The sequence below is a fragment of the Fibrobacter sp. genome, from assembly GCA_012523595.1.
In the GTDB taxonomy this organism is placed as follows: domain Bacteria; phylum Fibrobacterota; class Chitinivibrionia; order Chitinivibrionales; family Chitinispirillaceae; genus JAAYIG01.
In genome coordinates, this window is sequence record JAAYIG010000124.1 from 1 (window position 1) to 22,839 (window position 22,839).

A 22,839-nucleotide genomic window follows, 5' to 3' on the forward strand; every position below is an offset into this window, starting at 1 on the left:
AGAACAAATATCCTTAAAGGTATAAACCCCAATGACGGGACATTTATTCTGCCATGCGCGGCAATTGTCACCGATGTAAACGGGAATCCGGTTGCAGACGGCACAGAAGTCAATTTCAGCCTGCAGGCATCGGGATATGTAACCAGAAAAATATACCCCACCTGGGAAGAATATTCCGGAGCCTCCGGGAGCATCTGCAATTACACCATCGATACAACTTTGGTTGTACTCCCGTTTGAAGATTTCAACAACAACTTTCACCTCGATCCGGGAGAAAACCGGAACGGAGATAATTATGCAAACAGAGGAGAAGATCTAAACGGAGATGGTATTTATCTGCCCGGACCTCCTTTTGAAGATATCAACGGCGATGGAATACGGCAGGGTTACGGCAGCATTCCCGTGGAAGAGAGACATGAATGCAATGGTAAATTTAAATTCGCAGACCTTAACAATAATGGTTACTGGGACCCGCTGGAACCGCTGAAAGACACGCTCTATCTGGCAGCATATAACCAGCTTCTGAAAGATACTGCATTCTTGAAAAACCCCTCTGCTTACACCAGCAGAGACTCTGCAAATTTCGCTATAATCGAACAACTGGAAGCAGAGTATAAAAGCAAACCAGGCTATATTCCTGAGTACGGGTGTTTTGATGCAGATGCAGACCACAATGGTGTCGCTGACCCCAATACAGCAGTCAGCATAACCAGAACAGTACAGACATCCGGCGGAAAAGCACTCAACCAGATTCTTTACGGTCAATCAGATGCCACACGCATCGAGGTCATGATCTGGGCTGAATCACAGGGTGTAGTAACTGAAACACCTGAAAAACTGATACTGCCAATTATCAGCGATGGGGAATAAAGTGAAAGAGATTAAAACAATATCGATTATCTTTTGTGTCGCAGCCGCTGCTATGGCATCCAATCTGGCAAACCCGGCTGCAGCAATTCCAGAGGCAAGAGTTGCCATAGGCGCCTCATACCATCTGGGAGGATACACATTAACAAACAAAGAGATCCCTTCCATTTTTAACCGCCTGCATGCAAGAGTGCACTATGCCCCGTTGAATTTCCTCGGCATAGGTGTGGATCTGGGAGCGATGCAGCTCGATGTGGAACGATATGTATTCAAGGGAGATACGGTTCCCCTGTTCCATGGAAAATTCGGGTTCTCAGGAGGAGCTCATCTCAAAGTCTCCACCCCCCCGTTTCTCAAAGAACGCTTATCCATCGTTGGAATCGGTCAGGCAACCTACTTCTTATCTAAAAACAAATATGACGCCTCATACAGTGGCTTTGATGGGACCGGGGCGATCGGACTTCAGTTCCATATCCCCGGGTTTGGTTACATCACAGCCGGACCACTTCTATACCTGATTCAGGGTGAAAACAAAAGCTACACAGGAGAGGAGAGCTTTTTCTCAAATGCCAATAACTTAAGGGGTTGGCTGTCTATTGATTTTTTCCCGAAGTTCAAGGATGAAACCTCGAATAAATCCTACTTATCATTAGAACTCTCCATATCACCGAAGGCAAACGCCTCAAGCCGCGTTCCTGTACAGGAGTTCAGCATCTCCATCAGCCTGGGTTCTGTAACCGGAAGACTCTACGGAGTCGAATCTGGTCTGGACTGGGAACCTTAACCACCTCCTCATCGGAATCGGTATCCCCCTTATTAAGGGGGGGCGCTTCCAGTGGGGTGTTCTACTGAAAGGCAAGGTCTTCTTCCGTTTTAGTCAAAGTAAAGTAGAAGGTAGCCCCCTGACCGGGAGATGATTCCGCCCAGATCTTACCGCCATGACGGCGCACAATGCGTTTAACAGTGGCCAGACCTATTCCTGTACCTGGAAAATCAGTATTTAAGTGAAGACGCTGAAATGGTACAAACAATTTAGAAGAATCAGCCATATCGAACCCTGCGCCATTATCTGAAACATAAAAGACCTTCTTTCCTTCCATTGTCTTCATCCCAAACTCAATGGCAGGATAAACTGTTTTTCCGGTAAACTTCCAGGCATTCTGAAGCAGATTTTCCAGTGCAATCTTTAGAAGCTTAGGATCACACTCTGCATTGCAATCTGGTTGAACTGTAATTTCGATGACACGTTGAGGTTCCCTTAGTTTTAAACTTGCAATGATTTCATTTACAATTCCGCTAAGATTTACCTCAACACACTTAAGTTCAGTCTGTCCAATCCTGGAGAATGTCAGGAGATCACTAATGAGCTCATTCATGCGCCGGATGTTCCTGCGGATCATTTCCACACTCTTTAAACCAGTCGCATCGAGTTTACCGGAATAATCCTCCTGAAGCATTACCGCCAAACCATCGATACTCAGCAACGGGGCACGGAGATCATGGGAAACTGTATGGGTGAAAGCTGAAAGTTCACTGTTCGACTCCTGAAGTTTCTCATTTGTCCTGGAGAGTTCTGCAGTACGCTCCCTGACTTTCATTTCCAGTTCAGAGTGGGCCTGGTAAAGCTCCTTTTCTGCCTTTTCCCTTTGTTTAATCTCTTTCTGCAATGCATTAAATGAATTTGAGACTGCAATTTTTTCCTCTTTGAGCTGAGAAATCAGATCCATTTTCTCATAGCGTAACCGAAATGATGATTCCAGCACTTTGTGGTTGCTTCGGGCAATAAATGTGACAAGGGTACCAAACAGAATCAACATCGTTGCCATAGTGATACCAACCGGGGTAGATGAGGTGAAAAACAATACTGTTACCGGAATCAGTGCCGGAATTGTAAAAGCATAAAATGTTCTCATCAGCGCTGAGTAGGTAGCTGATGCACCTGCCATCATACCCCCCAAAACAAATGCGATCAGTACATCATGAGGCAAAGAATCGTGAAACAATACAAAAAACGCCGCTGATCCCCAGATTGTTCCGGAAACCACCATGGACAGAATCAGAAGGTCCCTCCAGGTCGATAATTGATATTTTCCCCTGTTTTTCTGGAACAGATAGAAGAATAAGAAGCGGACTATGACACTCAGGTAGGTTATACTCAGCCATATAATGATGAACAGATGCGGAACGAGATTCCAGTGCAGAACGGCAACCAGAGTCCCGTTGATAATTGTTGCAGCCAACCCCACAGGGATCAGCCTGTATGTCTCTTCGATCAGATCCTGACTGACTTGCTCATCTTCATTCTTTACCAAGACATCAATTCCTGATCCGATTTGAAAACTTATTGCAATTGCACTGTTCTAACAGGTGGATAATCGATAAAGAAGCATTTACTATACCAGAGGACAGAAAGAAGAGATCAATACTAATAGCTTCTGAAACTTAACACAGGGGAATAAATATCAAGAAAAGCATTGAACACGGCCGGATGACCTGTGACCGTTGAACTCTGATATTGAAATCTGATTACATGAAGAGGTCTTTTATCTTAGACCAGGTAGTGGTATTTTTACGAGTAACAAGCTGTTTGTTCAGGGGTTTGGAATCTTTTACTACAGATGAAGTAGAAATACTGGATTGAGTAGTTGCTTTCTTATTGGATGCAGTGTCTGTTTGCTGACCAAAAGAAACTGCAGTAACCAGTAATACAGCGATTAGCAGTTTCTGAATACTCATTCACTATCTCCTTAGCAAGTTCAACAACAGCTTTCTAATAATATAGGGCAAAAAAAAAGGAAAATCAACAGATTTTTAAAAAAAATACAAACCGGTTCATTTGATCAAAACCATCTCATCAAGCTGAATCGAGCGCATCAGATCCTTTATCGTATCATCTGCCCCGACAACATGTATCTCCGCTCTCATCTCCCTTGTCTCATTGTACATCGATACAATCAGAGAGATCGCCTTGGTATCCATATACTTACAATTAGAAAAATCCAAAGTCACTCTCTTTATATGAAGAGCAGGAATCCTGTCAATAAACTCCTGTACCAAAGCAAACTGCGGTTCTGATGGGGAAAATACCATATCAAGACTGATAACAAAATGCCCACTTGTTTCCTGAGTAATTGAAAAACTCATTATCCACCCTTAATTTAAGAAAAAATCGAGACAGTACTCCAATGCCGACCATCAACGTTAAAACACTGGATCTCGCATAGATTCTATAACTTAAGTGAGGACAATTCAACCTATTTGTTATGAAAGAAGTGTTTATTGGCAGGAATCATTGATTAATGCAGGAGGAGAAGAGGGATTAACCCAGAATTTCGAGGACCTTATCGCGAATTTCACTGAAATTTATCGGCTTATGAATTATCTCGTGGATCCCGTCCAGCTTAAGAAGCTTTGACTCCAGTTCACCCTTCCACCCGGTTACCAGGAAAAACTTGGTGTTGGAGCCCTGATTTTTCACAAAACGGGCAACGCAGCGCCCCCCTTTGGCTCTTACACAGAGTGAAGCAAAAACCGCGTCATATTTCTCACTACTGAGCTTATCCAGGCCTTCCTCGGAACTTTCAGCAATACTGACCTGACACCCCAAGCGGATCAAAGATCTTCTAAGAACCTCTCTTAACTCAGAATCATCTTCGACAATTAAAACCTGAAACATAGCTACCATGGGGTGAAGGTTATAGCTATTTTTATGCCAAGCAAAGAAGCTTATTTTTTTAACCTCAGTGTAAAAATAGCCCTCTGTGGCCTCCCTAAAAAAGTAATTTTGCCCGAATCCGGAAAATTATTATGACTCATGTATCATCAAAGGCTTATTATCGCTGCTTTGACGGCTGAAATACTGAATCGCAATGCACTCTGTCCTTTTACCCGGCTTGATATCAATAATCATCCTGTCTATCAACCGCCTCACCAGTAAAAAGCCTCTTCCATGCTCCTCAACCGCAAAGCCCTCCCTGAAGGTATCAAGCCACTTCAGTACATCCGCCTTCCTCAAATTCCCCTGAAAATCAATAACCGAAACACCCACCTTCTCCTCATCGTAAGCCCAGGTTAACCTGATAGGACAATCCGGTTTAACTTCTGAATATTTTAACCAGCACTCCCTGGGAAGTCCGGAGAGGCGAAGGGTGGCATGGAAAAAGGCATTCGAAATCAGCTCATCAAGGGCAATATCCAGAAAAATGCCTTTTTTTCCAGGACATACACCAGTGATTGAGTTACAAGCCTCTTTTGCCTGCGCATAACTCTGTATCGACATAACCTTAAGCTTCTCTTCAGAGAAATGATATCCCAACCCGCACATGTCATCGATAAGAATTGAACGCAGATAAGAACCGGTTTCCTCCCGCTCCTTTTCAGAACCAGCAAGCAACACGTTTCCAATATTATACCTGCGCATCAGAGGAATGAACTGATCAACATTGCTTCCGGTAATAATTACCTGTTCTGCATAAGGAAACTTCTTCTGGAGTTTTTCGAAGGAGGTTAAGTTATCTCCTGACGGCACCCCATTCAACTCGGAGATCACCAGGTCGGGACTCTTACCATCGATTATCCCCCCCGCTTCATCCGGACTGCCTGCACATACCACATTAAAACCATTCCCCTTCAAGGAATCCATAAGGGCACTCATACACCCCTGCATTCCAACCAGAAGTATGACTCTCTCGATGATGCTTTCCGAAAACCCAACTTTTTTGTGCAAAACCCGTAATGTCATGCGGTTAATATAAATAAGGCGCAGAAGGTAATTTACTATCCGGCGAATGGAATCAAAAAAATCAGAACCCCTCGCCTTCACTCTTAAAATATGTTATAATGAACTTCTATGCACTGTCAGGATTCTACAGTTAATATGGAAAGAGGACTAAAATGTCTTTCGCTGTTTATCTGATTATTTTTGGTATAGTCGGGTTAACCACCATACTATCTCTTGTCCAATGGGGTTATTTACTGTCATTATCCTCCAGAATAAAAGAGATAGAACAGGAAATAGAGAAAAAAGCACAGGAATTTGATGTACTTCGAAAGAACAGAAACACAGAAGCCAGACCCGCGCCTCAAACAGAAAAGAATGAATTTCAGGATTTTAATACCCCATCGGAAAGCCCGGACAGCAATATGACCTGCTCCCCCATTCAGGTGATAAGACCAACCGATGATACCGGGGATAACGATATTATCGCTGTTCAGCCTGGAATCGCTGAAGCACCCGCTCCCATCAGTAACGATGAAGCAGCCGGCGGGCTGGAAGATCCTGAAGGATCAATTCAGATTATGAAAAATGTTAACGGCAAATTCACAGATACAAGCATTTTCAGGATCAAGTCCCGGAAAAATGCGCCACAGGAATCTGTACCGGAAAACAACGAAAATCAAAGAGAAAGCTTCACTCCAGCTCAACATCCTGATACGTATGACAATCCTTTCTCCGAGGTATCCGATGACAAAGAACAGGAACCCATTCAGGTGGTGAAACCAGGCAAAGATGATCAATACGGCAGTGAAATCATTCCAATCAGACCCTCAACCGAAGCGGATCCTTTTACGGGTACTTCCTATCCGGAGCAGAATACCTCTGAACCTGAAAATGTTGACCAGAGTTCTCTATCCGGGTCAGAACCAAACGATTCCGGAAGCAACTTATACCTGCCGCCTGAACATGTTGATTCTCCGACCGAGATCCTGCAGTCCATAAGCAGTAATAAACATCACCACTCAAAGGAAACAGTCTCATCCACTCTGCCCCTTTACTCTGATGCTGCCCATGATGCAGATTTTCCGGGGCTCTGTAAAATGATCTCTCAGATAATATCCACCCGGAAAAAGCCTGATATCAAGATCGATTTTTCGGGAATTCAGTTCATTTATGATAAAGAGCTTCAATATCTGGAAAAAATTCACCATATTATAAAGGAGAGGGGCGGAAAGCTTTTGTTAATAAATTGCAGCCCTGAATTAAGCGAATTCCTGGGAAGAAATCCCGATCTGTTATCATTAATCAAAAAGACTCATACATGATCACTTTAGGAATAGAATCGTCCTGCGATGAAACTTCAGTCGCAATACTTGAAGACCAGAAAATAGTTGTAAACCATATCTACTCTCAGGTAGAGCACACCAGCTTTGGAGGAGTAGTACCTGAGATAGCCTCCAGGGCTCATCTGGAAAAGATCGACAGGCTGACACTTTCAGCCCTGAAAGAATCATCACTTACCCTTCGGGATATTGACCTCATTGCAGTCACAGACAGCCCCGGTCTTGCCGGAGCGCTTCTGGTGGGGGTCAGCTTTGCCATGGGAATTCATAACGGATGGGGTATACCGATCACAGGAGTAAACCATCTCGAGGGCCATATATTCTCAGCGATGCTTGAAAACCCTCAGCTTCAGTTCCCTTTTCTCGCGCTGGTGGTTTCCGGGGGACATACGGCAATTTACAAGGTCCTTGACACTGGAGATTATACCTGCCTTGGACAGACCGTAGATGACGCTGCCGGAGAAGCATTTGACAAAGTGGGAAAACTGCTGGGATTTGAATATCCTGCCGGACGGTCAATTGAGCAGGAAGCGGCAGTTTCACCGGAGGACACAGGGATTACCTTTCCGGTTGCAAGAGTCAGCGGAGGCCCCTTCGATTTCAGCTTTTCAGGGTTGAAAACTGCTGTCAAGTATTTTCTGGCCGGGAAAGACAGCACCTTTATAAAAGAGAACCGCCCCGCGATATGCAAAGCTTTCCAGAAAGCAGTCATAGATTCTCTTCTTGGGCGGCTTTCGGAGACATCACGGAAAACCGGAATCAAGGAAGCAGCCCTGGTGGGAGGTGTAGCCTGTAACGGAACATTACGACAGGAGATGAAAAAAATCTTCGGGGAGAAAGCATACTTCCCCAGGCCGGGTCTCTGTACGGATAACGCGGCGATGATCGCCATGGCAGGATACAAAAGAAAAGGAAAAAACCTGACTCATTTCCCCCGCATGGAACCATCCAGGGGTCTTTGAGAGGAGAACCGATATGTCTTTTTTCATTCTTGCCTGTTTATCACTTTTTGCTGCAGCATTCCTTATAATGCTCTCGGTTCAGATCATGCGCATAGAGAAAATGATATCGGATCTGACCGAACTTATCGAAGGGCAAGTGGAAGTTCTTTACGGGAAATATTAAAGACATCCGGGAAAAGCATTTTTTCAGTAAAGTTATTAGTTATTACCGGGAACTATTTCTCCTCAAATCCGTATTCTCTTTTAGTTTATAGTGTCATCAGTTATATTGATACTGTAAAAGAATAAAGTATCCCTGCCAGGAGGCAGGGACAAGACCCGCTCTCTGATGAAATCAGCATTTGTTAACTGACCGGACTTCCGCGATCTTCTCTTCTGCTTAAAACATCTGTGACGCAGCGTGTCACCCACCTTAATCCAAAGGATTATATGTCATTTTTATCATTCGGCCTGCACGAATCAATTATGCAGGGCATTTACGATTCAGGTTATGAAACCCCCACAGAGATTCAGCGGAAAGCGATCCCCCCTGCTTTACAGGGAAGAGATGTTATCGGTTGTGCCCCGACCGGCACCGGCAAGACCGCAGCCTTTGTACTTCCGATCTTGAACAGGCTGACCCAGTGTCCTGACAGTGAAAAGTATGTTCATCCTTTTGCACTGATCCTCACTCCTACCCGTGAGCTGGCGCTTCAGATAGAGGATTCAATAAAGACTTACGGCACCTGCACTCCAGTGCGTACTGTATGTGTTTACGGAGGAGTCAGTCTGGAAAATCAGGTGCGTGCGTTAAGAAAAGGATGCGACATTGTGGTCGCAACCCCCGGACGTCTTCTGGACCATCTTAACCGAAGAAGTGTGAGCCTGAGAGCAATCGATATTCTTGTGCTTGATGAGGCGGACAGGATGTTTGACATGGGGTTTATCCATGATGTCCGCAGAATTATCAGTTATGTACCGACAGATCGTCAGACACTGCTTTTCTCAGCCACGATGTCTCCGGAGATTAAAAAACTGATTTCCGGTATTCAGAAAAAACCGGTGCTTGTTGAGATCGGTTCACCTAACACTCCGGTTTCCACTGTTGACCAGCAGTTTTATGCTGCCGCCAGGAATACAAAGCTTGACCTGCTTGTTCATATCCTTAAGAAAGAAACAATCGAGACGATGCTTGTCTTTTCCCGCACAAAACATGGCGCAGACAGAATTGCCCGCCGTCTTGCCCAGAACGGGGTCAGCTCCGCGGCTCTTCATGCAGACAGGTCCCAGTCTCAGCGCAGGAAGGCTCTTGATGGTTTTAAAAGACGCCGCTTCAAGGTTCTTGTCGCAACCGATATTGCCGCACGTGGCCTGGACATCGATAAAATTTCTCACGTAGTTAATTTTGACACCCCGGCATTTGCCGAAGACTATATCCACCGCATCGGCCGCACCGGACGAGCGCAGGCAACAGGCACCGCGGTTACATTTGTCGATGATGAGGAGAAGAAATTTCTCAAGAGGATAGAATATCTCACAGGAAATAAGTTTGAGGTAATAAAGTATCCTGGTTTTGACTATCCGGAACCTGAAAAAACCGAATCTGTTCCACTCCCGCGTAACTGGCAGGCTTTTCAGAGGAAAATGAGAAGGTACAGGCCATAGATATTACGATTACCAACAAGCCCGGCTCACCGGGCTTTCACTGCTGTCTGTATAGACAGACAGAAATACCTTTAGGCTTTCGTCATCATTTATCCCGGGATATCAGTTCCAGACCGCCCTTTTCCACAAGCTGGAACAGACGGTTTACCGGTGGAGTTGGTTTGGAGTAACCCCGCTCCCATTTCTGGAGTGTCGGCAGTTTGATATTACACACTAAAGCGAACACCGATTGGCTCATGTGCAGCTTGTTTTTGCGAAGATTCACGATCCGTTCAGGTGTGTACTCCTGTGCTTCTTCATATTTAAGCTTGTTGAACCTCCGCATGGTTTCGGCAATGTCAACTATTCCTTCAAGATCTTTGATAGACCGCTCGACCGATTCCATAGCGGTCGGCCAGTGTTTTTTATGCTTTTTCCCGTTTTTCTTATTCGTCATAGTTCCACCTCATTAATCTGGTCATATATACAAGCATCTGGAGCCTATCTTTTCAGATTGATTACATATTTATTATAGTAATTGTTACTATAATTTGCAAGTTTTATGCCCTCGGATGATGCTTTTTGAAGTCCACCTGAAAGAGTCCCTTTCACCAGATACCAGTCAACATTGAATTGCAGGACACATAACAGCCCTCTCAAAAGGCTTGCTCCGGCAAGCGTATAGCAGTATATTACTCTTACTTGTAAATAACATCATAATTCCTGTCAACTATATCCCGTCGACAATGGTAGTAGAAGATGAGAAAACCGATGGGGAAAGGTGTTTGTTTTATTCAGGGATGACAAGAGCGCACTACGGCTTTTTCTTACTTATCCAGAAACAAATGTTTTCAGAGGGCATTCTTAACTGAGCAATAATTATCCACAATAAAAGGAGTAATCTTTGAATAGAATCAACATTTTTATGCTATTAGTCACATGTTTATTTTTTGGTTGTGATGATTCCGGCACTACCGGTCCGGTTAAAAACAAAATAAAGACCAGTGGCACATTCTCATATACATTGGATGGAAATTCATTTACGGTTAACGTTCCGGAAGGTGCCGGGCAATGCATCATTCTCGGCGACAGCACTATGTGGAATATTTCAGTTAGTGGTTCAGATTCCAAAGAAAACAGTGAAGCCAAAATCTCAATGATTGTATTTTTCGGATTTACTAAAAGTAATAAAACTGTATCAATAGCACGAGGATTTTCAGACAGTACCGTCCAGTTTGGATTTTATGACAATCAGCGTAATGCTTATAATTCACCCAGTGGAACTATTACATTCACCAATTTTCCAAAAAAGACAGGCGATCCACTTTCTGGTACTATCAATGCAACCCTTACAAATGTAAATAATATGAAGGAAAAACAATTTTCAGCGGAATTCAGTCTGATCTGTGAAAGTATTAACGATTGATTTATCTAATGAAATCATAACAACTATCCTGTTCAAATAATCCAAAGGTGCTGAAACGCAATAAAGAGCTTCCCATTCAGATGAAAATCAGTAAACAATAACCTTCACAATAGCTAATCCGGTCAGACACCGGTTTCCACACCTCAGATAAAGTGAGTTTTGCCCACCCCTTTATTAAGGGGGCGGGGGCGCTTCCAGCGGATGGATTTCTGCCATACAAGGGCGGGTTCGCTGATTGAAACAATAGAATACAGAAAAAGCGGTACTGAAAAAACAAATCTTGAACTTTTTATCTTCATCATGTGACAATTAAAATTGATAAGAGGCACAATCGCACCCAATCCGCTTCAGCAAATAATTTCCAAGGGGGATTATCATGGTTGCAAAAACAGTGAGAAGAGGACTTTTATTAATTGTTATGCTGGTGACATCCGGCAGCGGGGGAACAATCGACTTTGATTCGATTGGAGGCGGTTTCAATCCAGGTCTTTCGCTAGTTACTGTTTTCAATGTCATCAGAAGTCTGGAAGAATTGAATGAATATTGCACTGCGGTTAACTACGACACCGCACAGTTGGTGACTAAACCTGCTTTCGATGAAAAAACAATTCTCGCCCTGCTTTCATCACAAGGTGGTGGCGACAGGATAATATACAGGCATATTCAACAGATAGTCGATGAAGGAGATACTGCTTTTCTGGAAATACGTTCCGATACAAATTTCTTTGATGGGGGTATAAGCGTTCAAGCAGCATACAGTTTTATCCTGATCTCCATTCCAGCAACCGATAAACCCATTTTTCTCAGGGAGATAAAGGAAAGCTTAGTGGTTAAACCGGCAGTCAGGAAGATCGAAAATCGATTTTCCGGCCGGAAATTGCAGGGTATCTATGATGGTCAAGGGCGGCTGATAAGGCAAAGAGGAGGGAAATATCCAGGGATTTTAGTTTTCAGCAGAGATTTTTGGAAAGGAAAGAAGCTCCTCTTGGGAAACAGACTTTGAAAACCCTAACGAGGAATCATTGCGTGAGATTTGAAAGACATGTACTGCTTATTTGCCCGAATATCAAAATCTCTGGCGTCTAACATACTGTTTAGATTCTCCTCTACTGTATCCTTTACCATGGTACCCAAATGACCTTTAATGAGCTGGTCATTGATATTAGTTATTTTACTCATAAAAGGCCTCCTTCTGGTTTGTATATTTTGGCCTTTACATAATATACCAGATCGAGATCCTTCACTTCAATTTGCAGGTTGATTTACACTGTCTTCGAAAGAAGCCCTGCTACAGGACTTCTTATTACAACAATCTTATTCCCGAGGCAACACGAGTATAAATCTCTGTTGTCTATCGAGAGCACTACTGCATACTTTTTTTATCATTGACGGAGCTAACCTCTGATTATCATGAAGGCATACCAAATACTCCTTGATTTTTTTAACTGCTTCTCAACCTTTACTGGTGGAAGAAAAAATTATAATTGCATACCGAATAAGCGTCTGAGTTGTGATTTTTGTAATTAAACTGGTTGAGGTGATTTCTGGATTCCTGCTTTTACAGGCCCTTCAGACATTTTCGGGTGTTTTTTCATAGCATTCCAAGCTATTTTCAACTGTAAATAATTTATTTTAAAAGATATGAACAGATGCCTTCGGCGACCTACTTTTGTCCGGGCAACAAAAGTAGGCAAAAATGCCTTGGAGCCCCGCATTGGCTTCCTATTCGTACTTTCGCCGGGGAGGGCCATAAACTCGCAGACTCGAACAATGGCCCCGGGAAATAAGACCGACGAAAGTACTCATAGCCAATGATCGGGACGGATCCACTAACCAGCTGTATTTTCAAGGGTGCTCACTACCGTTCGCCCCTACTAGTATCTAATCTCAATTAAAAATCACCCGGAAATGTCCAATGCACCTTTCTGATTATCACGAAGGCATACCAGACATTTCTTGAATGTCTTTTATCTGGTTTCTCAGCCTTTACTGACGGAAGAAGAAAAATAAATGTATACCGGATAAGAGTCTGTACTGTGATTTTTGTGGCTATGTTGATTAACAGAATTTCTGTATTACTGTTTTTACAGGAAAGACTTGGAAAGATAAGTGTTGTTATGATAAACATCTGTCACATAGAACAACCTGCTCAAATATGATTTGCACCATAGAGCTTATGGCTGTATATTCTTGCTTGTACAAACTACTGTCAACAGGTCTGAGGGGTTGCTGGTGGCAGGCGTCAAAAGGAGTGTAAAATGAATCGCAAAGGTATTTCCAGAGTATCTTCCGGAATTATTGCATTGGGTATCTGGGCGATGGGAAGTCTTGTGAGTGCTGATGAACCGAAGACACCCCTCATGGGATGGGCAAGCTGGAATGTGTTTTATCATGATATCAACGAAACCAAAATCAAGGCACAGGCTGATGCGCTGGTTTCAACGGGGTTGGCCGAGGCGGGGTACCGCTATGTCAACATCGACGATGGATTCTGGGACGGGCGCAACCCGGACGGGTCACTTAAAATAAATTCCAAAAAATTCCCCTCGGGGTTTAAAAGTCTGGTAGACTATATCCACTCAAAAGGTTTGAAAGCCGGTTTCTACTCTGATGCTGGGGACTGGACCTGCGGGGCCGTACATGGTGGTGAAACTACAGGTGAAGGTGTCGGGCTTTACCAGCACGAACAACAGGACATCGATCTGGCGTTTAAAACCTGGGGATTTGATTATATCAAAGTAGACTACTGTGGAGCCGCAAGACATCTTCATCTGGATGAAAAGACTCAATATACAAAGATCAAGAATGCTATAGACGCTACGGGAATTCCGGGTATTATCTACAATATCTGCAGGTGGCAATTCCCGGGTGCATGGGTCTGCAGTGTCGGAAACTCCTGGAGAATAGCCGATGATATCGCCGCAAACTGGAGTTCTATAATCAGGATTCTTGATCTCAACACATATCTTTCAGGTTTTTCAAGTCCTGGTCATTATAATGACATGGATATGCTTGAAGTCGGGCATGGACTTCCACAGGTAGAGGATCAGAGTCATTTTGCCTTGTGGTGCATTTTATCCTCCCCTCTTGTGCTTGGAAACGATCTGACAAGGATGAGTCAGCAGACACTGAATCTGCTTAAAAATGAGGAAGCCATTGCTATCAATCAGGATACATCAGGTCTTCAGGCACATCTGATAAGCGACGATGGCAACGGGGGGCAGGTCTGGGGCAGAAGACTCCATAGTCTGACCAGTAATGAACGGGCTGCAGTGTTGTTTAACCGCTCTTCAGCTGCCCGTACAATTAAAGTTCAATGGAAAGATCTCGATCTGGAAGGTTCTGCAACTGTCAGGGATATTCTCAACAAAAAGGATCTGGGCTCATTTCAAACCGAGTTTTCCAGCTCTGTGCCATCCCATGGGGTTGTTTTCATCAAAATAACAGGATCCGAATCACGGCTTCAGGAGATTTTTGAGGCTGAGAACTCCTGGATGAACAACTTCAATCTGACTGTCAACAACCAGATCGTGGCAAACCAGGCCAGACCTGTAAAGGATGCGAATTGTTCCGGAGGAGCCAAGGTGGGTTATCTGGGGAACAATGCAGAAAACTATCTGGAATTCAAAAAAATCTGGGCAGAAACCGAAGGAGCTTACAGATTATCAATCAGTTACATATCAGGGGAAGATCGTTCCATGACGGTCAGTGTGAATGACCGGGACACCTTGATGCGGAACCTGAATTCGGGATCATTTACAAAAATCGATTCGGTCGTTTTTTCTGCCAATCTGAAAAAAGGTCTTAATACTGTCAGGCTCTCAAATTCATCGGGATATATGCCGGATATAGATGTATTAAGGATAAATCTGAACAGCGGTGCAACAGGCACCTTCATGTCAGGTACGGGGAAAGCGCAGAAAAGACTTGATCTGCGGATCAAAAACGGTTATCTGACAGTTTCGGGCGATGAAAAAATCCGCAGTGTGCATATATATGATGCTTCAGGAAAGTTGATACATAGTTCAAAAGAGAAAGTTATATCTATCAACGGACTCAAGCCGGGAGCCTATTTCCTGGAGGCGAATTCAACTGCCTGTAAGACAGTAAAACAATTCGTCAAGCAGTAATTAAATGCCGGACCGGGGTGGGTATTGCACACTCACCCCCCATCCCGGGTACCACCTCTCCTTGCCACCTTCCGAAGAACCATCACTGGTCTTGTACGACTAACGACCACCGTTCAGTACAAGGTTTTAAAAAAAATGGGTTCCAAATTTTGGAACAGCATAATTTTGTTCGAGTAAAGAGATAATTCCCTTTTTTTTCGGCCTCTTATTACACAATCATGGCTCCACTATTGCCAAATTCAGAAAATACTCTGTTGAAGTACATTTCAACGGATACTATGCAATATTGAACCAAGACACTTGCACCAGGAAGCTTATGGCTGTATATTACCCGTGGTATAAAATATCTGAAAACTCCTATCAAACATTAAATAAACAGGGACAGCAACACAATCTTTCTCACGCAAAGGGGGAATGGTATGAACACAAAAAAACGTGTTTGGAAAAGCCGGGCTGCGATAGTCTCTCTGGTTGCATATCTTGCAGTATTCAGTATAAACTCATACGGCTGGTCCATATCCGGAACAGTAAAAACAAAAGATGGAGCTCCATTACCAGGAGTCAATGTGACTGTAAAAGACTCCTCCCAATATTCCACTACTACCGATAATAATGGGAGATTCTCTTTTGAATCAGCAGTTTCCTCAAAGAACATTATAAAAGAAAACAGATCCGTTTCCTATTCTGCAAAATATGAAAAGGGAGAACTACTGGTCAGGTCACCCTGGAATGGTGAGCTTAAATTATCACTGTTCGATATCAGCGGACGTAATTTGTGGACTGGCAGGACTGTTTCAACCAATGGAATCGCAAAAGTCGCAATTCCTTCCAAATTAAACGGAGGAATCGTTTTTCTGCAAATCAATCACTCCGGCAACCAGCAATTCTTTTCTATGGGCTGGGGTCCCAATGGTTTATACATGAAACGGTCACGTAGTATGGTCAACATTGAAAATACTAAGACAGCACAAATAAGAACCTACCCTACAATTCTGTTCAATAAAGCAGACTACCGTGATACAAGCTTCACAATGACTTCCAGCAATATGACCGATGTTGAAGTAGTCATGCAAGAAAACGAAAAAAACTGTCCCCTGCCGACCAATATAAGATGGGAATCTTCAGGTATACTGGTAGACATCAAACCCGATAATAACCAGTACAAAATAGTTTCAGTCAAAGACCCCACAATCCAGAAATACAATGGTCAATGGCTGATCTACTGTACAGTCTATAACACCTCTAAAAATACATGGAGCATGCAGTTTATAAAGTTTACTGATTTCAATCAGGCAAAAAATGAAACCCCATTCTTTATGGATAAGGTGAATGGATTTGGCGGCTATAAATGCGCTCCGGAACTTTTCTATTACAGACCGCAGGATACCTGGTATCTTATCTGGCAGCAGCAGGACCCGGCTTATTCTACAACCAAGACCCCGGATAACCCCAGTTCATGGTCAACCCCCAAGAAATTCTATTCCAACGGTACACCGGGTTTTCCCAGCCTTCCAATCGATTACTGGCCTATTGCAGATGATAAAAATTTTTACCTTTTCTTTACAGGCGATGATGGCAAGGTTTACCGGGTCAAAACCTCTCTCAGTAATTTCCCCAATGGTTTCGGTTCACCTACGGTAGTAAAAACTTTAGGCAAGAACATAATTTTCGAAGGAAGTTCCCATTATAAGATTAAAGGAACAGCTAATACATACCTGCACGTTGTTGAAGGAATGGGAAGTGCAAGGTACTTCAGTGCCTGGACCTCTGAAGGTATCGAAGGTGAGTGGAAGGATTATATGGTTGGTGAGAGTAATCCCTTCGCACATCATAACAAAAATGTAACATTCCCTCAGGGTAAATGGACTAATGATATCAGCCACGGTGAACTGCTCAGAGAAAACCCAGATCAGACACAAGAGCTGGATTTGTGCAACCTGCAATTATTATATCAGGGTAGGAATCCCAACTCCGGAGGTGCATATGAATTGCTCCCATACCGTCTGGGGCTGCTTAAAGCTGTACAACAATAATTGCATCTGACTTTTTTGACATTCCCGGCTGCACACCTTGCGTGTGCAGCCTTTTTTTCCCCCACTTAAAAGTTTAGAACCGGCTGCTAAAGCGCTGTCTCGCCTACCCAGGGAGATCATTGAACATTGCCAATATCGATGGGCTAAAAAGTGATCTGTGGAATGGATTATCTGAGCGGCTGAATTACTTACCACATGCAACCGATAAGATACTGAAGTAATTGGAATGTATATCAGAGTTTGAGATGTGAAGGGATTCACCATCAAAGCGAATCCCTTCAGAGAAATTACAGGCTGTCCCCGAAATCCTTTCGGAACTTTTCAACCAGCTTTGTCTGCCAGTCAGAAAGCGGTGCCAGTCTTCCGAAGAAGAAACGCAGGATCTTCGGTTCCTCAACAAATTTAAGACCGCCTACCAGTCTGCGGTTCTCATAGAGCCAGACCATACGGTCAACAGCGTAATTGATCTGAGACAGAGTAAAGACACGTCTGGGAACAGCAAGACGGAGAAGCTCCATGTGGGCCAATGGCTCGACTCCATTTTCATCACGCTGTTCACTCATTGTCCCTCTTTCCATCCCCCGCACACCACTTGCGATATAGAAAGCCGCAGCCAGTGCCCCGGCCGGATATTGACTCTGAGGGATGTGATCCAGAAATGCCTTCGCATCCACATGACACCCCAGACCACCTGCAGGAGTAATGACAGGAACACCTTTTCGATCAAGTTCCTTTACCATATGCTCAATAAAGATAGGCCCCTGGCTTATCATGTCCTCATCAAGAGTCTCCTCCAGACCAACGGTTATGGCTTCCATCTCCCTCACCGACATCCCGCCATAGGTGAGAAATCCCTCATAAAGAGGAACCATCTCCCGCATTTTTATGAAGTACTCTCTGTTATTTGTACAAATCCCACCCCCGCGTCCAAAACCCAGTTTTCTGGCAGAGAAATAGATCACATCGCAAAGAGATCCGATTTTGAGTACAATCTCGTGAGGTGTCATGCCTGCGCATGCTTTTTCTCTTTTCATTATAAAGTAGAGGTTGTCCGCAAGAAGACTGGCATCATAAACAAGCGGTATCCTGTGTGAGCGGCAGATGCTGCTGACCTGACTCAGGTTCTCAAGTGAGCCCGGCTGACCGCCAACAAGATTTGTGCCTGCCTCCACCCGTACAAAAGCGACGTTATCCGCTCCCCATTTGTTTATAATAGCTTTCAGCTTATCTATATCTATATCACCCTTGAACGAACAGTCGCTCTTTATTTTAAGTCCCTCATCAACAATAATCTCTTCAACCATACCACCATTAAGAGTGATATGCGCCTTTGAGGTGGTAAAGTGGTAGTTCATGGGAACTACAGTGCCTTTTTTAACAAATACCTGTGAGATGATATTTTCACAGGCACGTCCCTGGTGCGCAGGGAGAAAATACTCAACCCCGAAAAACTTTTTAACCGTCTTTTCAAGCCTGGTAAAAGTCTCACTTCCGGCATAACTGTCATCAGCCTCCATCATTGAAGCCAATTGACGATCGCTCATCGCGTTTACACCACTGTCTGTAAGCATATCCATGAATACATCCCTGTTCTTAAGCAGGAAGGTATTATTACCGGCAGCTTCCATGCATTTATGCCGCTCTTCAATGGGTATAAGGTTCAATTTCTGGATGATACGAACTTTGTGCATCTCGAGAGGAAACGATTCCCCTGCGTAAAATTTTACATTTGCCATACACTGACCTTTTCTGAAAAGTATAAGGTTTTCTCTGAAATTCAGAGAACGGACTAAAATACAATGGGAGCGCTTTGTTCAGCAATCTTGTAAAGCATGTAGACATCTGCAGAACTCCTCAACCGGAAGCACTGCTGGAAGTCAGGAAACACATGCGCCGGGGAAATACAGATGAGAAAAGAACCTGTCGGCAACCTTTAATGCGCTCCACTATTGCCAAATTCGGGAAATACCCTGTTGAAAGAGTACCTTTCGCCGGATACCTGGCAACATTGAAATAAAGGACACAACAACCCGCTCAAATCGCTAGCTCCCGGAGAGCTTATGGCTGTATATGATTATTCTTGTTTGTATAAAACATCAAAACTCATATCACCCAGAGGGAAACAGATGATGGATTTGACACATTTAAAAAACAGATACTGTTCAACTGTTGTTTTTATTGTTATCTCTCTGTTTTTCATCAACTGGCAGAATAGTTCTGCCCAGTCACCTTCGCAAATATAGTACAAGGTGATCGTTGCCGATGAGGGGAATGGAAAAGTGCACTATATCAACCTTTCCAACCCGACTGAAAGATGGTCAGTAACAACGGCCAGCCGTGATCTTCAGCTTATCGGGTCAGACAGGCTCATGGTAAGTGTCGGTGACGAATACTCTGAATACAATGCAAAAAACCGGAGCATTCATTAAGAAGGTTACAACAGGAAGCGGTGTACAATCAACGTTCCGGACACTTCCGGTCTCTATGTCAGCAAAAACAGAATATTGAATGTGTCCGGAATTCATTGAAAAGACCAAGCCGGCTGCTTTTAACAACTGTATAGCGGTCTGCCCCTGAAATTTACTCCGCAGTCTCGCTTGAAGGAGCGCTGCTTGGGGAGGCCGTTTTCCATCTTAATTCAGCGGTTGAGCTGCCGTCAGATCCAATGGGAATCTGACCCGTTGTACCTGCAATAATGTTGAATTCATCATCAAATATGATTTCATAATTTATCGGAAATGTATTGCCCTTATCGGGTGCCGGGTCTGAAATCGGACTCTTTATGACCACATCGGAACCTTGCACGTCCAATACAACCGGAATCTGAATGCTGGGATCGACCTTTAAACCCTGCTTGTCTACTATTTTGAAACTGAGATCAGGCTTATAAACAGAACAGTAAATATACATGTTCAGGTTTGTTTTACTGGCAAGATCAACCAATCCCCACATGGCAAACCGCTCTGTTGCGCTGGATTGCGTGTAAGGAGAGGCAAGTGAACCCCTTAAATATTCATAAATCATCTGAGGCGTGTACAATGTTGTAGCCAGATCATATTCACAGGAAGAGCTTCTTGAAAGTCTCAGCTCTCTTATCTCCGTTACAGGTTTCTCAACCGGTTTTTCCCTGTACCTGTGGACATCAGCCCTGAGGTGAAAGTTAATACGGGCCTCGTTAAAAACCTGGTCTCCCATCATTACCGTGTATGTCATAACACCTTTCCATGATGTCAAAGGGACCGGATTGCTTTTATGTTTATGCGTCTCCACCACGACATCACCATAATCTTCAAGACCAAGCTGGCATCTGAAGTCGTTTTCACCGAAACAGATGTCAGAATCACCACTCCACAGATCAAAGTGAGCTTATCGATCAGGCAAGGATGTATAAAGCGATGCTTGAGGCCACTTTAGAGAGTGAAGGTGCCACAACTTTTATGCTCTGGGGATTTACCGATAAACATTCATGGATTCCGGGAACCTTCCCCGGAACTGGTGATGCACTGATTTTTGACAAAATTATAAAAAGAAACCGGCCAACGACTCACTTGCTGCAGTTCTTAAAAGAGCACAAAGTACGGCTGTAAATCAACCGGTTAAAAATGAAACTTTATCATCGATGACCATGAGCTGTAACGGTTCCATTTTAAAAGTCAATTTTTAACGCATTGAATACAGGCAATGCATCGCTAAAGCTTTACACTATGAACAGTAATCTTGTTAAGGAATCCGTTATACAGACAGTTGCCGGGCAGAACTACTCACATAATTTTGATATATCAGACATTGCAAACGGTTTTTTATTGCAAAGGTTATTGACAGTAAAAACCGTGTTTACCAGTCAAAATTAGTGGTTTCAAAATAATAACTTCTGGTATTTCAGCATCTGTAGTTTTTGTGGCATGCGCCTTCGGGGCATGCCATTTTTTTTTATGAGAAAGTTCGGTTCACTTACCAGTATCAATTAAACGCCTGAAAAAGTTTTCATAATTATCAATTGTCCGTTCAATCGAAAAATCTTCAAGCGCACGTTTGTAACCGTTACGGATAAGCTTCTCCCGGAGTGTTTTATCTTTAATACACCTCTCAATACTTGCAGCCAGTTGCTCGTGGTTATTATCTGAAAAGAGCAGTCCGCACTCTTCATGCCGGATTACATCTGATATCCCGCCGAAATCAGTCCCCACGACAGGTACTCCATTTGCCATTGCCTCGATCAGTACAAGACCGAATCCATCGGTAGTAGACGGGAGAACATCAACGTTCATGAGCTTATAATAGTCAAGGACTTCATCGGTGCCAACCTTACCGGCATAGATGATTTTCTGTTTTACACCAAGACTTTGCGCTAAATCATCGAGACAGTTCTTCTCAATACCGACAAAAAGGACCTTATATGAAGGGTCAAGGTGTGTCAGTGCGTGAATCAACTGAGCCTGCTTTTTCAAGCGTGACACACATCCGATGACGACATCATCGGGTGCAATACCCAGTCTGTTTCTTAATTGTTCAACATGGCTGCTGTCACTGTTTTTGTATCTGCTGACAGGAGTACCATTATAAATAACCTCAAGGTGTGATGCAGGATAGCCCTTATCGATGAATATCCTTTTCAATGTGTCACTTACAACTACTATTTTGTCCGTTCCCCTGATATAGAATTGCCGCTGAATAAAACCGCCATCACTGCGTGGCGGTTGACGCCGGGTATGGACAATTTTGCAATTGAGCCGGTGAAACCATCGGGCTAATATGGCTGTGTACCGGTCGTAACTCGATTGTGCATTGATAAGTTCAATAGAATACTTTTTTGCTACATCTGCAATATGTCGTATGTTGTTAAGATCTAATCGTCCATTGAATACCATCGGTATGACATTTACAGGTGTCCCGCTGAGCATGGAAAATAAAAGGCTCTCCTTACGACATCCGACTACTACGGTATGTCCGCGCTGCACCAATCCCAGAGCAAGAAATGATATCGAATTTGTCGAACCAGCCATGTCTCCCTGATAGGTCAATAGCATGATATTCATAATTCAGACTTTCTCAAATTGATGTTTTCACGATTCAATATAACAAACCGCGGGACCGCTGTATGCAATAAGTTCCTCATGGGTGCCGGTCTCAACCAGCTTTTCTGTTATATCAGGCGAACCGTCCCACCCGGATCGTAACCCATAGCACCAGTTAAGATAATAGTTGCGCCGGAACAGGTATACCCCCACTGCCAGGGCTGTTCCGTCTTTTTACGAGTACAATTCCAGACTTTATCTCCTTTACCTTTCGACATCATTTCAACCGCTTCAAAAAATGAAGCGCTTTCTGATGCGACGGCTTGGGGGCACAGAATATCCCGAGTATTTTAGAATCAGCAGGAAAAATTTGAGTCGACTCCCATTGCTTTTTGGTACAATCTTTCCGCGCCTGATCAGCGCAGGATGAAGATCACAGCAGAGAGCAAACACCCTATGAAAGGAGATCTTTATGATGCCGAGAACATCCCGTACCGTTTCATCTCTGGCACTGGCTTTGGGTTTGTTGACCATGCCGGTAAGCACAAGCGCATCACTTTCGCCGATCAAGGTTACTCCCCAGGCGGGGCAGATACGGATGCAGGACCTGAGGAGCTATTTCTGGTATATTTGTACTTATTCTAACACATTGCATTGTCTGACTACCCGGAGTAAAAAGAGTATCCAGGAAGTCCACTCATTTTTATCCGGGTAGGTTTTTTC

Annotated in this window: 25 protein-coding genes and 1 pseudogene; 14 read left to right on the forward strand and 12 right to left on the reverse strand. The window is 43.7% G+C overall.

The window, feature by feature from the left end; genetic code table 11:
- Positions 1–870: hypothetical protein (locus tag GX089_08465; protein ID NLP02513.1), on the forward strand; the 870-nt coding region annotated here is incomplete at its 5' end.
- Position 871: 1 nt separating this feature from the next.
- Positions 872–1,651: a hypothetical protein gene (locus GX089_08470; protein ID NLP02514.1), complete on the forward strand. Its 780-nt coding sequence runs from the start codon at positions 872–874 to the stop codon at positions 1,649–1,651.
- 61 nt (positions 1,652–1,712) lie between these two features.
- Here GX089_08470 and GX089_08475 read toward each other — a convergent pair whose 3' ends face one another.
- The 5 genes from GX089_08475 to GX089_08495 all read right to left on the reverse strand — a co-directional run bounded on the left by GX089_08475 (position 1,713) and on the right by GX089_08495 (position 5,593).
- The gene (locus tag GX089_08475) at positions 1,713–3,179 is read right to left on the reverse strand and encodes a hypothetical protein (GenBank protein NLP02515.1); all 1,467 of its coding nucleotides are present in this window, start codon (positions 3,177–3,179) and stop codon (positions 1,713–1,715) included.
- 214 nt (positions 3,180–3,393) lie between these two features.
- Positions 3,394–3,603, reverse strand: a complete 210-nt coding sequence (locus tag GX089_08480) for a hypothetical protein (GenBank protein ID NLP02516.1) — start codon at positions 3,601–3,603, stop codon at positions 3,394–3,396.
- Between the two features lie 96 nt (positions 3,604–3,699).
- Entirely contained in the window at positions 3,700–4,011 is a 312-nt protein-coding gene (locus tag GX089_08485) for an STAS domain-containing protein (protein NLP02517.1), read from the reverse strand.
- Between the two features lie 175 nt (positions 4,012–4,186).
- Positions 4,187–4,543: a response regulator gene (locus GX089_08490; protein ID NLP02518.1), complete on the reverse strand. Its 357-nt coding sequence runs from the start codon at positions 4,541–4,543 to the stop codon at positions 4,187–4,189.
- Between the two features lie 129 nt (positions 4,544–4,672).
- The gene (locus GX089_08495) at positions 4,673–5,593 is read right to left on the reverse strand and encodes a hypothetical protein (GenBank protein NLP02519.1); all 921 of its coding nucleotides are present in this window, start codon (positions 5,591–5,593) and stop codon (positions 4,673–4,675) included.
- A gap of 167 nt (positions 5,594–5,760) precedes the next feature.
- On the opposite strand from GX089_08495, the gene GX089_08500 reads away from it, so the two are divergent.
- The 4 genes from GX089_08500 (at position 5,761) to GX089_08515 (ending at position 9,533) form a co-directional block, all read left to right on the forward strand.
- Complete coding sequence (locus tag GX089_08500) at positions 5,761–6,909, forward strand: hypothetical protein (GenBank protein NLP02520.1); 1,149 nt, start codon at positions 5,761–5,763, stop codon at positions 6,907–6,909.
- Positions 6,906–7,889, forward strand: coding sequence for a tRNA (adenosine(37)-N6)-threonylcarbamoyltransferase complex transferase subunit TsaD (tsaD, locus tag GX089_08505; GenBank protein NLP02521.1), 984 nt, complete (start codon positions 6,906–6,908; stop codon positions 7,887–7,889). Before GX089_08500 ends, tsaD begins: the two co-directional genes overlap by 4 nt.
- Positions 7,890–7,902: 13 nt before the next feature.
- On the forward strand, positions 7,903–8,052 hold the full coding sequence (locus GX089_08510; GenBank protein NLP02522.1) for a hypothetical protein: 150 nt from the start codon (positions 7,903–7,905) through the stop codon (positions 8,050–8,052).
- A 266-nt stretch (positions 8,053–8,318) separates the two neighbouring features.
- Positions 8,319–9,533, forward strand: a complete 1,215-nt coding sequence (locus GX089_08515) for a DEAD/DEAH box helicase (protein NLP02523.1) — start codon at positions 8,319–8,321, stop codon at positions 9,531–9,533.
- Positions 9,534–9,618: 85 nt separating this feature from the next.
- On the opposite strand, the gene GX089_08520 is transcribed toward GX089_08515, so the two are convergent.
- Complete coding sequence (locus GX089_08520; GenBank protein NLP02524.1) at positions 9,619–9,969, reverse strand: helix-turn-helix domain-containing protein; 351 nt, start codon at positions 9,967–9,969, stop codon at positions 9,619–9,621.
- A gap of 44 nt (positions 9,970–10,013) precedes the next feature.
- The gene (locus tag GX089_08525) at positions 10,014–10,172 is read right to left on the reverse strand and encodes a hypothetical protein (GenBank protein ID NLP02525.1); all 159 of its coding nucleotides are present in this window, start codon (positions 10,170–10,172) and stop codon (positions 10,014–10,016) included.
- A gap of 244 nt (positions 10,173–10,416) precedes the next feature.
- On the opposite strand from GX089_08525, the gene GX089_08530 reads away from it, so the two are divergent.
- Entirely contained in the window at positions 10,417–10,938 is a 522-nt protein-coding gene (locus GX089_08530; protein ID NLP02526.1) for a hypothetical protein, read from the forward strand.
- Positions 10,939–11,314: 376 nt separating this feature from the next.
- Positions 11,315–11,941 carry a hypothetical protein gene (locus GX089_08535; GenBank protein NLP02527.1) on the forward strand — a complete coding sequence of 209 codons (627 nt, stop codon included), beginning with the start codon at positions 11,315–11,317 and terminating at the stop codon, positions 11,939–11,941.
- Between the two features lie 5 nt (positions 11,942–11,946).
- Here the strand turns inward: GX089_08535 and GX089_08540 are convergent, their stop codons facing one another.
- Positions 11,947–12,117 (reverse strand): hypothetical protein, encoded by a 171-nt coding sequence (locus GX089_08540; protein NLP02528.1) that lies wholly within the window; start codon positions 12,115–12,117, stop codon positions 11,947–11,949.
- 1,079 nt (positions 12,118–13,196) lie between these two features.
- On the opposite strand from GX089_08540, the gene GX089_08545 reads away from it, so the two are divergent.
- Entirely contained in the window at positions 13,197–15,068 is a 1,872-nt protein-coding gene (locus tag GX089_08545) for an alpha-galactosidase (GenBank protein NLP02529.1), read from the forward strand.
- A gap of 419 nt (positions 15,069–15,487) precedes the next feature.
- The gene (locus GX089_08550; protein ID NLP02530.1) at positions 15,488–17,101 is read left to right on the forward strand and encodes a hypothetical protein; all 1,614 of its coding nucleotides are present in this window, start codon (positions 15,488–15,490) and stop codon (positions 17,099–17,101) included.
- 287 nt (positions 17,102–17,388) lie between these two features.
- Here GX089_08550 and GX089_08555 read toward each other — a convergent pair whose 3' ends face one another.
- Positions 17,389–18,837 carry a tryptophanase gene (locus GX089_08555; protein ID NLP02531.1) on the reverse strand — a complete coding sequence of 483 codons (1,449 nt, stop codon included), beginning with the start codon at positions 18,835–18,837 and terminating at the stop codon, positions 17,389–17,391.
- Between the two features lie 74 nt (positions 18,838–18,911).
- On the opposite strand from GX089_08555, the gene GX089_08560 reads away from it, so the two are divergent.
- Positions 18,912–19,118, forward strand: a complete 207-nt coding sequence (locus GX089_08560; GenBank protein NLP02532.1) for a hypothetical protein — start codon at positions 18,912–18,914, stop codon at positions 19,116–19,118.
- A gap of 262 nt (positions 19,119–19,380) precedes the next feature.
- Entirely contained in the window at positions 19,381–19,530 is a 150-nt protein-coding gene (locus GX089_08565; protein NLP02533.1) for a hypothetical protein, read from the forward strand.
- Positions 19,531–19,681: 151 nt separating this feature from the next.
- Here the strand turns inward: GX089_08565 and GX089_08570 are convergent, their stop codons facing one another.
- Positions 19,682–20,314 carry a hypothetical protein gene (locus GX089_08570; protein NLP02534.1) on the reverse strand — a complete coding sequence of 211 codons (633 nt, stop codon included), beginning with the start codon at positions 20,312–20,314 and terminating at the stop codon, positions 19,682–19,684.
- Positions 20,315–20,484: 170 nt separating this feature from the next.
- Here GX089_08570 and GX089_08575 point away from each other — a divergent pair.
- Positions 20,485–20,765 (forward strand): annotated as a pseudogene (locus GX089_08575) (endo-1,4-beta-xylanase).
- A 283-nt stretch (positions 20,766–21,048) separates the two neighbouring features.
- On the opposite strand, the gene GX089_08580 reads toward GX089_08575, so the two are convergent.
- Together GX089_08580 and GX089_08585 are read right to left on the reverse strand one after the other, a co-directional pair.
- Complete coding sequence (locus GX089_08580) at positions 21,049–22,137, reverse strand: glycosyltransferase family 4 protein (GenBank protein NLP02535.1); 1,089 nt, start codon at positions 22,135–22,137, stop codon at positions 21,049–21,051.
- A gap of 27 nt (positions 22,138–22,164) precedes the next feature.
- Positions 22,165–22,329 (reverse strand): hypothetical protein, encoded by a 165-nt coding sequence (locus tag GX089_08585; protein ID NLP02536.1) that lies wholly within the window; start codon positions 22,327–22,329, stop codon positions 22,165–22,167.
- 259 nt (positions 22,330–22,588) lie between these two features.
- Between GX089_08585 and GX089_08590 the strand changes: the two genes are divergently transcribed.
- Positions 22,589–22,831 carry a hypothetical protein gene (locus GX089_08590; protein ID NLP02537.1) on the forward strand — a complete coding sequence of 81 codons (243 nt, stop codon included), beginning with the start codon at positions 22,589–22,591 and terminating at the stop codon, positions 22,829–22,831.
- Positions 22,832–22,839 lie beyond the last annotated feature (8 nt).

Coding starts and splice junctions, on each gene's coding strand:
- GX089_08480 (NLP02516.1), bottom strand. CDS start 3,603: ATGAGTATTCAGAAACTGCTAATCGCTGTATTACTGGTTACTGCAGTT.
- GX089_08485 (NLP02517.1), bottom strand. CDS start 4,011: ATGAGTTTTTCAATTACTCAGGAAACAAGTGGGCATTTTGTTATCAGT.
- GX089_08490 (NLP02518.1), bottom strand. CDS start 4,543: ATGTTTCAGGTTTTAATTGTCGAAGATGATTCTGAGTTAAGAGAGGTT.
- GX089_08500 (NLP02520.1), top strand. CDS start 5,761: ATGTCTTTCGCTGTTTATCTGATTATTTTTGGTATAGTCGGGTTAACC.
- tsaD (NLP02521.1), top strand. CDS start 6,906: ATGATCACTTTAGGAATAGAATCGTCCTGCGATGAAACTTCAGTCGCA.
- GX089_08510 (NLP02522.1), top strand. CDS start 7,903: ATGTCTTTTTTCATTCTTGCCTGTTTATCACTTTTTGCTGCAGCATTC.
- GX089_08515 (NLP02523.1), top strand. CDS start 8,319: ATGTCATTTTTATCATTCGGCCTGCACGAATCAATTATGCAGGGCATT.
- GX089_08520 (NLP02524.1), bottom strand. CDS start 9,969: ATGACGAATAAGAAAAACGGGAAAAAGCATAAAAAACACTGGCCGACC.
- GX089_08535 (NLP02527.1), top strand. CDS start 11,315: ATGGTTGCAAAAACAGTGAGAAGAGGACTTTTATTAATTGTTATGCTG.
- GX089_08540 (NLP02528.1), bottom strand. CDS start 12,117: ATGAGTAAAATAACTAATATCAATGACCAGCTCATTAAAGGTCATTTG.
- GX089_08545 (NLP02529.1), top strand. CDS start 13,197: ATGAATCGCAAAGGTATTTCCAGAGTATCTTCCGGAATTATTGCATTG.
- GX089_08550 (NLP02530.1), top strand. CDS start 15,488: ATGAACACAAAAAAACGTGTTTGGAAAAGCCGGGCTGCGATAGTCTCT.
- GX089_08555 (NLP02531.1), bottom strand. CDS start 18,837: ATGGCAAATGTAAAATTTTACGCAGGGGAATCGTTTCCTCTCGAGATG.
- GX089_08570 (NLP02534.1), bottom strand. CDS start 20,314: ATGACATACACGGTAATGATGGGAGACCAGGTTTTTAACGAGGCCCGT.
- GX089_08580 (NLP02535.1), bottom strand. CDS start 22,137: ATGAATATCATGCTATTGACCTATCAGGGAGACATGGCTGGTTCGACA.
- GX089_08590 (NLP02537.1), top strand. CDS start 22,589: ATGATGCCGAGAACATCCCGTACCGTTTCATCTCTGGCACTGGCTTTG.